The organism is Lysinibacillus sp. GW247-5R2A (assembly GCF_059424475.1).
Genome location: NZ_JBWKZL010000010.1, coordinates 51040 through 63295, shown reverse-complemented (window position 1 = coordinate 63295; position 12256 = coordinate 51040). Strand labels below are relative to the sequence as shown.

At 37.9% G+C, this 12256-nt stretch carries 7 protein-coding genes; 4 read left to right on the top strand and 3 right to left on the bottom strand.

Going from position 1 to position 12256, the window contains the following annotated elements:
* Window positions 1-16 precede the first annotated feature (16 nt).
* Complete coding sequence (locus AC07YC_RS15725) at window positions 17-1657, top strand: thiamine pyrophosphate-binding protein (protein WP_336636361.1); 1641 nt, start codon at window positions 17-19, stop codon at window positions 1655-1657.
* 67 nt (window positions 1658-1724) lie between these two features.
* Here the strand turns inward: AC07YC_RS15725 and AC07YC_RS15720 are convergent, their stop codons facing one another.
* On the bottom strand, window positions 1725-2315 hold the full coding sequence (locus tag AC07YC_RS15720; RefSeq protein ID WP_336636283.1) for a hypothetical protein: 591 nt from the start codon (window positions 2313-2315) through the stop codon (window positions 1725-1727).
* Between the two features lie 89 nt (window positions 2316-2404).
* Window positions 2405-4279 carry a leucine-rich repeat domain-containing protein gene (locus AC07YC_RS15715; protein ID WP_494919846.1) on the bottom strand — a complete coding sequence of 625 codons (1875 nt, stop codon included), beginning with the start codon at window positions 4277-4279 and terminating at the stop codon, window positions 2405-2407.
* Window positions 4280-4543: 264 nt separating this feature from the next.
* Here AC07YC_RS15715 and AC07YC_RS15710 point away from each other — a divergent pair, with 264 nt between their 5' ends.
* The gene (locus tag AC07YC_RS15710; RefSeq protein WP_336636281.1) at window positions 4544-5521 is read left to right on the top strand and encodes a tRNA dihydrouridine synthase; all 978 of its coding nucleotides are present in this window, start codon (window positions 4544-4546) and stop codon (window positions 5519-5521) included.
* 84 nt (window positions 5522-5605) lie between these two features.
* Here the strand turns inward: AC07YC_RS15710 and AC07YC_RS15705 are convergent, their stop codons facing one another.
* Window positions 5606-6418 (bottom strand): MBL fold metallo-hydrolase, encoded by an 813-nt coding sequence (locus AC07YC_RS15705; RefSeq protein ID WP_336636280.1) that lies wholly within the window; start codon window positions 6416-6418, stop codon window positions 5606-5608.
* 301 nt (window positions 6419-6719) lie between these two features.
* Between AC07YC_RS15705 and AC07YC_RS15700 the strand changes: the two genes are divergently transcribed.
* Together AC07YC_RS15700 and AC07YC_RS15695 are read left to right on the top strand one after the other, a co-directional pair.
* Complete coding sequence (locus AC07YC_RS15700; RefSeq protein WP_336636279.1) at window positions 6720-7904, top strand: MFS transporter; 1185 nt, start codon at window positions 6720-6722, stop codon at window positions 7902-7904.
* Window positions 7905-8335: 431 nt separating this feature from the next.
* A partial coding sequence (locus tag AC07YC_RS15695) for a S8 family serine peptidase (protein WP_494919845.1) occupies window positions 8336-12256 on the top strand: 3921 nt, incomplete at its 3' end.

The window sequence follows — 12256 nt, the reverse complement described above, 5'->3', positions numbered from 1 at the left end:
CAAAGGAGAAATGATGATGAAAGCAGCTCGCACAGTCTTAGAGTATTTAAAAAATAGTGGTGTGCAATATATTTTTGGTATTCCAGCAGGCTCCGTCAATGCATTTTTTGATGAACTCAATGATATGAGTGAATTAACACCTATTGTCACAAAACATGAGGGAGCTGCATCCTATATGGCTGCGGCTTACGCAAAATACACCAATCATCTAAGTGTTTGTATTGGTTGTAGTGGACCTGGTGGAACAAACCTAGTAACAGGTGCCGCAAATGCTATGCGGGAGCATTTACCGGTTTTATTTTTAACCGGTGCTGTCCCTGTTAACACGATCGGTTTAAATGCCTCTCAAGAGTTAGATGCTGAACCTATCTTCCGACCAGTTACCAAATATAGCGTAACGGTGAAAGAATCGAAGGATTTACTAACGGAAATAGTAAAAGCATCAGAAATTGCTCTATCTGGCGTGCCAGGTCCTGTACATATCGCTATACCAATAGATGTTCAACATGAAACCGTTCCAAACGTAGAAATACCAGCTCCACCAAAAGGAACAGCTATTGTTCCTGAATTAGATACCATTAAACGTGTAGCTGAAGAGCTATTAGCAAGAAGAAGTGGCTATATTTTGGTAGGACAAGGGGTAAGAAACTCTGTTGAACAACTATTAGAGTTAGCAGAAATTTTAAATTGGCCAATTATCACAACACCACAAGCTAAAGGGTATATTCCAGAGGATCACCCTCTCCTAGTTGGTGTGTTCGGCTTTGCTGGCCACGAGGCTGCCTCACAATTAATAGCTGATGGCGATGGGCAAGTTTTATTCATTGTCGGTTCAAGTTTAGGTGAGACAGCCACGAATAACTACAACTTAAATCTTACGAAAAATCGTTTTTCCATACAGCTGGACTTTGATCAATCCGTGTTCAACCGTAAATATGAAATCGATCTACCCGTGCTAGGTGACATCCATAGTAGCTTATTATTGCTTATTGAAGAACTAAGAGCTAAAGGTCTAGCAAGAACTTCGTTTGAGATTACAGAAAATAAAGAGATTTATGAAGCAGACACAGGGGAATATAACACGAAAAATGTATTGTTAACTATTCAAAAATATTTACCTGCCTCTACAAGATACGCTATTGATATTGGTGAATTTATGTCCTATGTTATTCATCATATGAAAGTAGTAGATTATGATACATTTAATATAAATGTCCATTTTGGAGCTATGGGAAGTGGAATTGGATCTGCCATTGGTTCAAAGTTAGCTGAACCTGAACGTCCTGTTGCATGTATTACAGGAGATGGTTGCTTTTTCATGCATGGGATGGAGATTTTAACAGCAAAAGAATATAATCTACCCATTTTATTTATTGTCATGAATAATGCTCGTTTAGGGATGGTCTACCATGGACATGCTTTACAGTTTAAACGTACGCATCCATCCTTTGAACAACATCCAATTAATATTAGTGCTATGGCTTCAGCGATGGATATACCAAGCTTCCAAGTAACAGAGCTGCAAGATCTTAACCATGATATGCTTCATAACTTGATGAATTTAAATGGTCCAGCTGTATTGGAAGTAGTGTTAACGGACAATAATACACCTCCTATGGGAGATCGCGTTAAATTTTTATCCTCTTTTGGAAAGTAAATTTTATTACTCATCATGAAAGGTCATATAGATGGGATGAATAACCCCTCTATATGACCTTTTTAATTTATAACTGCGCAAATGATTGTTGAATGACCCCAAGTATCGCACCTATTGTTTTTCCTTTAAAAGCATCTGAAACAGCTTCACCCGTTGGATTTGAATAATAATAGCTACCCATTGTATCATCGAAGTAATATCCGATAATTGCTAGCTCATGCTGTAAATTAGTTGGTAATTGTTTAAGCCCAGTTTGCTCTAAGAAATAATTTGTAGGATAGACCTTCACATCTATATCTCCTGCTCCTGTATGTACGACAAATAAATCCTTTTCATGTTGAACAATCCATTGACCCTTTGAATATAAAGACAGCCTTGCCCCCTCTAGTGAGGAAATGGCATCCAAATTAACACCAAACATTTCATTTAGAATATGTCGAGCCTTTGCCCCTGTTATAGTTCCCTCATATTGTTGTAGAAAGGAATCTATGGCCTCCCTTCCTGATAATGAAGGCATCCCTTCCATCTCTTTATTGACAATAGGAGCCTCATCTAAGTTAATTTTATAAATTAAATCTACAGCATGCCAAATCTCCGTACTACTAATCTTTTCTTCATACGTATCCAAATGCTGATCCATCATTTCTGCCTTCTTCATCTTTTGGCCTCCCATAAAGCTATTCTATCGCCTCTCATATTGTAATAACCTAAAAATCCACATTTCTAATGTTTAAATTACGCATAACCTTAATAAACTATAATTTCCTTGTTTAAAGCAGATTGATTTTGTACCGGATTTCCTAAAATATAAAGCTTTTTCAAATTCGGTAGATTTACTAAAGGCTCTATATTTGAAATAGCGTTGTTTTCCAAGTGAAGCACCTCAATTTGTTGCCAATTGTCCAAAAAACTTAACGATTGTAATGAACTATCTTGTAAAGTAAATGAACGTAGAGCTGAAAACCCAGCAAAGAAAGGCATCACCTTATCAACCTCATGCACCCAATCACCATTCCCTACTCGTATCGATATATCATTTAAAGTTAAATGCAACAGCACATTGTTCGTTAAAGGATGCTCATTAGTAAAGTGAAAATTACATTTAGAACATTTTAATGTTTTTACATGTTTTAGATTGAATAGCTCGCTCGTTCCCTCTTCAAAAACCGTCTCGTCAAAATGTAGTGTTTGCAAATTAGGTAGATCATTTAAAGAACTAATCTCTGTAAAAATGCCATACTCCTTCGCTGTAAGTTGTTCGAGCTTTGGGTATTTCCGTAAGTGCGCACCATTTAATGTCGAATCCCCTCCACTTATATCCACAATCAAATCTGTTAAACGAGGTGCCTCTAGCTTCGGTATAAAAGAGCCTGTTATTTCCGCCTTTTTCAAATGGGGCGCTACTATCGGTGAAGCGTCGCCATAGTAACCTGTTAGCGTTAACTCCGTGAGTGACGTAAGGCTGTTCACCATATCAAGTAATTCTAACTGACCTGGAGAAGATAAGCGTAGCTTTGTTAAAGACGACTTATCTCTTAATTTTTCTAAATTAGCAATGTTCATATTTTCAAGGTCAAGTGATTGGAGATTAGGCATGTTTTGTATGAAATCAAGAGTTTTTAAATTTCTTACCGAAGTAAGCTTCAATTCCTGTAATTGATTCAATGAATAAAAAGAGCTAAAATCTGTCGCATCACTATTATCGATCGTTAAAGATTCTAAATTTGTTAAAGTAGATAGCCATTTAAAATCATTGGTAAATTTTAAAGACAGTGATTTTAGCGGCAATTTATTTAGCAGCTGAAAATCTGTGACCTCTTCCGTCAAATAAGATATTTCTAGTGATTGGAGATTGGGAAACTCTAATAATAAAGCAAGCTCATTATTACTTCGAATTTGGATAGAGAGTTCTGAAACCGTAGATTTATCGCTAAAGTATTCCGCAATTTTACTAAAAGATTCATTAAAGCTTCCTGTATAGCTTTTCAAGTTTTTCAAATGTCGAAAGTTTACTTTTTCACTTTGCGATATTTCATAATCATTCATCAGCTTCAATACAGTCAATCCCGTAAATGCTTCGAAGTCCTTTTGTTCAATTTTTTGTGTGTTTAATAACTTATCCTTCATCGTATAGGTCACAATTTCTGCTTCCTTATTTGTAAACGGATCATCCAGACTGTAATCAAAATGCCATTGATCCTCAGAAAAATAGGCAGCCAAATAACGGATGCTAGCAACCTCATCTTCACTTGGCATTACATCCCCCTTTTCAAAAACGTCTTTTAAAAAGAGTAGTAAAACCTCGCTTTCTGGTATTGTTCGTACAGCTGTCTCTTCATAATTTTCGTCTTCTTTTTGATGGTTGCTTAACACCAAATATCCAAAAAATACACATAGAAAGACAAACGGAATAAGAAGTAATACTTTTAAATTCGATTTTGGACGTGTGGCTGTTTGAGGAGCAGTTGTACCATAATAATTATTAATCGTTTGATCTACATAGTAGACTTTATTTTCTTTTAACATTATTTCAGTATCACAAAATGGACATTTGAATGAATGCCCCTCTTTAAATTTAATGTTTCCATTACAATTAGGACATTTTAATGTAACAAATTCCACTGGCAATCCCCCCTCCCTGTCTATTTCCAATTAAGCTTAGTAGTCTGAAAAATAAATGTCAATATTTCTAAGAAATACTAATGGTATCCCTCCTTTAGATTAACCATAAAAATGCTGTGAAGACCTCTTATCATTCCCCCTTAATGTAAAGAGGAACAACTTCGAACACTCTTATAGGTGCCTAAGTCAATTAGTTGTGAAGAAATAAACGAAATATGTTATCTTTTTGCAAGGTAGTATTTTGGAAAGAGAGGATATTCATCAATGAATCAAAATAATTTCTGGCTGGATTTACCACGGCCATTTTTCATTTTAGCACCTATGGAGGATGTGACAGATGTTGTATTTCGTCATGTCATTAGTGAGGCAGGTCGTCCCGACGTATTTTTCACGGAATTCACCAATACGACAAGCTATTGTCATCCAGACGGTATGGATAGCGTGCGTAACCGGTTAGCTTTCACAGAAGATGAACAGCCGATTGTTGCCCATATTTGGGGAGACAACCCTGAACATTTCCGTCAAATGAGTATCGGCATGAAAGAGCTGGGCTTTAAAGGGATCGATATTAATATGGGTTGCCCAGTCGATAATGTAGCTGAACGTGGTAAAGGAGCCGGCTTAATTCTTCATCCTGAACTAGCATCAGAGATTATCCAAGCCGCTAAAGCTGGTGGTTTACCTGTTAGTGTAAAAACAAGACTTGGCTTTACAGATGTAGCAGAGTGGCGTGAGTGGCTCGCTCATATTTTAAAACAAAACATCGCTAACCTTTCTATTCATCTACGTACACGAGAAGAAATGAGTAAGGTCCCGGCACATTGGGAATTAATTGCAGATATAAAAAAACTACGGGATAAAATTGCTCCTGATACATTGCTAACGATCAACGGAGATATTCCTGACCGAGTAACAGGTTTAAAATTAGCTGAGCAATACGGTATCGATGGAGTAATGATTGGGAGAGGCGTGTTTTCAAACCCATATGCCTTTGAGCAAGAGCCGAAGGAGCATAGTGCAGAGGAATACCTGAGCTTGCTATCTCTTCACCTTCATCTTCATGATCAGTATTCTAAGGAATTTGAAACTCGTTCATTTAAAGCATTACAACGTTTCTTTAAAATATATGTACGTGGCTTCAAGGGAGCTAATCAATTACGCATTCAATTAATAAATGCAAGTTCTACCGATGAGGTACGTGAACTACTTAGAGCGTTTACTGGAAACGAATTAACCAAGTAAGCTTTCATAATAAAGGAGACTGGCTACTGCAAGCCAATCTCCTTTTTGGTTGCTTTGTCATACATGTCGATGCATTCTAGAAGACTACAAATTCTCTTCTGAGCTTTCTTTATAGATCATCTCTTTATTGTCAGTATGAATGCTTTTCATTCCCTCAAAAAATGAATACTCGCTCCTTAAATAATTCTCTAACTCCCCTTTATCTTGCGGAAGCTGAGTTAGGTAATACTTTGAGCGATCGATTCTTTTTTGAATTTCTTGTTGATTTTGGGTCGTCGTTCCGTGACCAGGAATATGGGTTGTGATGGCATGATTATGTAAAATCTTTTCAGCCTTATTCATCGTATTCATATAATCCTTATAGCTGCTAAAGATGAACGGAAATTCAACATCGGATAAGTAATCGCCCGAAAGAAATAACCCGTATGGCTCTATCACTGTAAATAAACCATCATCTGTATGGCCAGGGGCTTGATAAAAGGTCATCGTAATCGAATCTAACTCTACTGTATATCCATCCTCTGAAACGACAATATCAACTGTAGGATATACAGGCGAATAACTCCTATGTAAATAATATTTCTGATCAAATTGATGAACTTTCTGAATGCTTTCTGCTTTATTCGAATTGTCATCAAATCGTTTAGAGGCAATTACCTTGGCCTCTGGAAACGCTCCTGAACCAATTATATGGTCAAAATCACTATGGGTATAAATAATATAAAGTTGTTTGTCACCCTGAATGTTATTTATAAAATCTTGAATTTCTTGAATTTCGCTAGGCAACCAATTAGGATCTGTCATAATGATTGCTTCATTCGTTTGAATGATTGCCGAGGTTGTCATATATAATGCACTTTGAAAAACTGTAATAGTATGGTTTTGGAATTGAATCATCAGGAATCTTCCCTTTCCTTTTTTAAAGGTAGTTAGTACGGCAGTTTGAACAAGCTTTCTTCATGTTAAATTTCGACCAAACTTAGTAAATTCCTCCTTTAAGAAAAAATGTAAGGAAGCCGGAATGATGTTTAACTATAGTTGATGTAGCTATTAGAATTAGTAGCCATATCGATAGTGGGAATCCAATAATCCCATGCAATCTAGAAAGATTTTTCTTGTAAAAATATTTTATGATATGATGTTTAGGTTGTTTATCTACTCTGTGACACATTTATTTTCATCTAAGAAAGAGGTATTTATGCACCACACTCAATTATCCAAGAGACATTGGTTACTTATTTTCACACTTACTTCATTAACATTCGTGTTGGGGACAAGTGAGTTTGTCATAGTCGGAATCTTAACTGATATTTCTTCAAGTCTAGAAATGACAAATGCAAAAGCAGGCACACTCGTTTCTGCATTTGCCCTTACATTTGCTGTTGCTACACCACTCGTGATGTCCGCAACAAGTCACTTTCCAAAGCGTAAATGGATGTTGTTTTTGATAGGAGCTTTCATCGTCTTCAATGCTTTGTGTATCATTTCTACGAACTACATTATGCTGCTGCTACTTCGTATTATGACTGCTGTTGTAACAGGTGTTTTAATTTCGCTAGCTATGATTGTGGCAAGTGAAACCATGCCGAGTAACAAACGTGGACTTGCCATTTCATTTGTTTTCGGCGGATTCACACTGGCAAATGTCGTGGGGGTACCAATTGGTATTGTAATTTCTAACTCGTTTGGTTGGAATGCCACTTTCATGTTAACCACTTTACTAGGAGGGGTTGCGTTTTGGGCATCCTTCTTCGTCTTGCCAAAAGGGCTTAGTCAAGTACGTAGCTCCATACGGGATCAGTTTTCTCTCATAATCAAGCCACGTATTTTAATGGCCTTTTTCATTCCTGCTCTAGGATTTGGTGCAACTTATGCGGTCTTTACGTACCTTGTTCCTATTTTGAACGGAATGGGCGCTCCAAATAATTCTATTAGTCTTATCCTTTTTGGATATGGGTTTATTTCGATTTTCAGTAATATTCTAGCGGGTAAAATTGCCAATCACAATGCTATCGGTCGCCTTCGTTTTGTTTTTCTCGTGCAGGCAATTGTGCTAATTTGTTTATTTTGGACCACCAATCATTTGATTTTAGGGCTAGTCAACATTGGATTAATGTCGTTAATGGCCATCCTGTTAACAACATCAACTCAGCTATATTTAATTGATCTCGCTGAAATTTACCAACCTAGTGCTAAAGGATTAGCCGCTTCACTTATGCCCGTTGCGAGTAACGTAGGTATTGCCTTTGGATCTGCATTAGGCGGAATTGTTTATCATCAAGGGAATTTAATGAATGTAACATGGGTCGGTGGGCTCGTTGCGATCTGTGCAAGCCTACTAACATTTTTTAGTCATCACTTAGACCAAAAACAATCTGCATAAAAAATCAAATGACATTTACTGATGAGATAGTTTACCACATACTTTTAGCTGGCGATTTGTAAAAAAGTCGCCAGTTATTTTTATTTTTAAGCTATTAAATAATCCCCCCAATCACTCCTCCTATTGGCCTCCCTCGTTTTTTATAAGCTACTACAGCCATCTATACCTACTTCATCTGTTTCGATAGGATTAATTGAGAAAATTTGGATAGGTATTTCTCATTTGAAAGTTCTACTTTTTTATTCCATTACTAGGAAGATAGATTTAATCTATCTTTCATAAAATGATACTAATTATCAATATTTCAGAATATTTAAATATTCCGATACTCGAATTAGTTCCATTGTGATAAATTGGAAATATCACACTAAACTGAAAAGTGTGACAATAAAAGGTAGGGGAGGAAATGAGATTTGAAAAATTTTAAGTTTATGAAGTTTTTTAGTAGTATTCTAGTTTTCGTTATGGTGCTCTCTTTATTGGTTCCATTGTCGAGTGCTAGTGCTGAAGAATCGAAACCATTCAAGCAGGATAGTCAAAGTGAAAGTATTATCCAACTAAAGGCGGCTATTGCTGAACAGCTAAGCTTGTCTAAAGATGGTCCAACTCTCCACGAAAGCTTGCAAGATGTATCAGGCAATCAACAGGTTGCAGTCATTGTTCATTTATCTGAAAAGCCTGTTGCACTAGAGCAAGGTATAAGCGAAATCAAAGGCCAAAAATTCTCTAATGCCCAAGCAAAAGTAGTTCGCTCCAATGTAAAAGTACAGCAAGCACAAGTAAAAAAAGAGTTAGCTACTAAAAAGGTTCAAATGACTCAAGGATACACATTTGATACTGTTTTAAACGGTTTTGCGGCAACTGTGAAAGCAAACGATCTCCCGAAACTGCTTACAGTAGAAGGAATTACATTAATAGAACCTGATGTCATTGTTCACGCATCAGAAGATGATTCGACGAAATCATCAGAACTTATAAAGGAAGATCAATTAGAAGCTCAAATGAATACAAGTAATTCTTTTCTTGGCATCGAAGAGCTTTGGAAGGAAGGGCTTGAAGGACAAGGAATAAAAGTAGCTGTATTAGATACGGGTATTGATACAGATCACCCTGAATTCGCTGGAATTTATAAAGGCGGAAAGAACTTTATTCCAAACTCTTCGACTTACACGAAGCCTCGGGCTGATAATGATGCCTCGGAAACATCGCCTTCAGAGCGTCCAGCTGGGACACCTGAATTTAATGAAAAAGGAAGCGCGTTCTATACATCTCACGGTACACATGTTGCTGGAACAATTGCGGCAATCGGCGCTAACGAATACGGCATTAAAGGGATCGCTCCAAAAGTAGACCTTTATGCTTACCGTGTTCTTGGGGCATATGGAAGTGGCGCTACCTCAGGTATTGTTAAAGCAATTGAAACAGCTGTCATTGAAAAAATGGACATTATCAACCTTTCACTTGGCGGGGGGGCTAACACTGAAACGGATGCTGGTTCATTTGCTATAAATAATGCGATGATAGCTGGAACAATCGGAGTAGTTGCAACAGGGAACTCTGGTCCGAATCGTGGAACAATGGGGACGCCTGCAACCGCTCGTCTAGGAATTGCTGTTGGTAACACAACAAATCCTGAAATCATGTACAACGGGGAAGTGAAAGTGACAATTGGCAACTACAATTTAACGAAACAGCTTCCATTAATGGGAACTACTTTCGGAAAAAATGTAGCTACACAGCTTCAAGGAGAATTTGATGTAGTTGCTGTTCCAGGAAATGGAGAAGTAAAAGACTTTGAAGGAATTGATGTAGACGGTAAAGTGGCATTGATTTCTCGTGGCAGTATCGCCTTCGTTGATAAGATTGCGAATGCAAAGGCAAATGGAGCTGTCGCAACCATTATTCATAACTTTGCAGGTGGATCAAATGCACCAGATATTTCAGGCACATTCCTTGGTGATGCATTCGAATATCTACCAACATTTGATATGTCTCAAACGGATGGCAATGCCATGCGCGCTGCATTAGCAGGCGGAACGGGCAAAATAAGCTTCAGTAAATTTGCTTCCACAAAGACACTGGGGGATGATGTAAACTCTTCAAGTTCACGTGGGCCATCTACTCCAAACTTTGATATTAAACCAGATGTAAGTGCACCTGGAACAAATATTATGTCAACAATTCCAATGTATAAAAAAGATTTCCCTGATGTGGATTATGCAGAGGCTTATGGCCGTAAAACAGGAACTTCTATGGCCACACCGCATATTGCAGGTATTGTGGCATTAGTTAAACAAGCCAATCCTAATTGGAATGCGTTTGATGTAAAAGTGGCGCTTTCTAATACGGCCAAGGTTTTAGATAAAACAACATACGATGTGTTTTCTCAAGGTGCGGGGCGTGTAAATCCGTACGCTGCAGCGCACCCAGAAATTCTTGCTTATGCACTTGATACCGCAATTTTAGATGGAACGGGTGCCATTACTGAAAACTTGAAAGGTACAGTTACTTTCGGTCCACAATCACTGAAGGACCAGGATATTTCTGTAACGAAACAAGTTCTAGTAAAAGACATGAAAGGAAACGGTGGTAATTATAGCGTTTCAGTTGATGTGACCAAAACATTTGGTGATGCAACGGTTACAGTCGATCAGACGACATTTAATTTAAACGGGGAGCAAGTGTTAAATATTACATTAAATGCTTCACAAGCTACAGCACCAAACGGCTCTGAAATACTAGGCTATATTTATATCAATGGAGGAGAAACAGAAATTTCATTACCGTTCGCAGCTGACCTTGGTGGCGAGGCAGTAACGGAAATTAAAGATTACAAGATTACAGAAACAGACCTATCCTTTAACGGAGATGGCGTGAAAGATTCAGCAGTCCTTTCATTCACATTAACTGGAGATGTAACAACTAACTATATCGAGCTGTGGGATATTATGAATCCTGAAGGTGGCGAATACGGAGACGGCTACATTGGTTATCTCCATGCAGGTACAGCGCTAGGTAAAGGCTCTTACACACTGAATATTGGTGGGCAGTACAAACCATGGGGAACAGAACCTGCCACAACGATTCCAGATGGTCTCTATACAATTGACTTTACAGGTCTTGCAGCATCAGGTACGGTTTCCGACTATGTTGGACCAATTATTGTGAAAACGACTAAACCAGAAATTACGGGTTCAGTAGCCGATGGCGTCGCTACAGGACAAGTAACAGATAAATATATCGACTACAATGAAGAATTAGCTTTATATGATTTACATTACAATTTAAATGATAAATTAAAAGCTTCCTATATTTCGACGGTAAATGGCCAAGTAAAAGCACCTGTTGCTTTTGAATTAAATCAAGATGGTAGCTTCACATTCCCAGTAACAGCGGAAACTAATGCTGTATCTGTAGTAATTACGGATGCTGCCGGGAATGTTGGGGAAGCAAAAATATATGAAAAAGAAATAGTTGAACCAGTAGTAACACTTTCTGTAAATCCAACTGAGCTAGACCTAACAGCTGGGGAAACTGCACAGCTTAAGGTAACAGAAACATCAACACCTGCAGAAGGTGATGCAACAGAGGAAGACGTAACATCAAAAGCTACGTATGCTGTTGGAGATGAAAATGTTGCAACAGTAGTAAATGGATTAGTTACTGCAGTAGGTGAAGGTACGACTACCATTACTAGTTCATACGGTAAAAATACTGTTTCGGTAAATGTTACAGTTAAAGCACCTGTTGTTGAACCAAAAGTAACACTAGAAATTGACCAAGCACAGGTTGAAACAAGAATCGGTAAAGAAGTTACCGTGAAGATTACTGAAGTAACTACTGTTAATGGTCAAACAACAGAAAAAGATGTTACCAAGCTTGCAACCTATGAAGTAGCGAATACTAAAATAGCTACTGTCAATGCAGGCGTTGTAAAAGGAAAAGGTCAAGGTACTACGACGATTACGGTAACGTATGGTAACCACACACTAACATTTGATGTGTTAGTTGAAAAGCCAGGTAATGACAATGGCAGTGGTAATGGCAATGGCAATGGCAATGGCAATGGTAATGGTAATGGTAATGGTAATGGTAATGGTAATGGCAATGGTAATGGTAACGGCAATGGCAATGGCAATGGCAATGGCAATGGCAATGGCAATGGTAATGGTAACGGCAATGGCAATGGCAATGGCAATGGTAATGGTAATGGCAATGGCAATGGTAATGGCAATGGTAATGGTAATGGTAATGGCAATGGCAATGGCAATGGCAATGGTAATGGTAATGGTAATGGTAATGGTAATGGTAATGGTAATGGTAATGGTAATGGTAATGGTAATGGTAATGGT

What these genes read in the sequence shown, in the direction of transcription:
- AC07YC_RS15710 (WP_336636281.1), top strand. Translation starts at nt 4,544, where the DNA reads ATGAATCAAAATAATTTCTGGCTGGATTTACCACGGCCATTTTTCATT.
- AC07YC_RS15720 (WP_336636283.1), bottom strand. Translation starts at nt 2,315, where the DNA reads ATGAAGAAGGCAGAAATGATGGATCAGCATTTGGATACGTATGAAGAA.
- AC07YC_RS15725 (WP_336636361.1), top strand. Translation starts at nt 17, where the DNA reads ATGAAAGCAGCTCGCACAGTCTTAGAGTATTTAAAAAATAGTGGTGTG.
- AC07YC_RS15705 (WP_336636280.1), bottom strand. Translation starts at nt 6,418, where the DNA reads ATGATTCAATTCCAAAACCATACTATTACAGTTTTTCAAAGTGCATTA.
- AC07YC_RS15700 (WP_336636279.1), top strand. Translation starts at nt 6,720, where the DNA reads ATGCACCACACTCAATTATCCAAGAGACATTGGTTACTTATTTTCACA.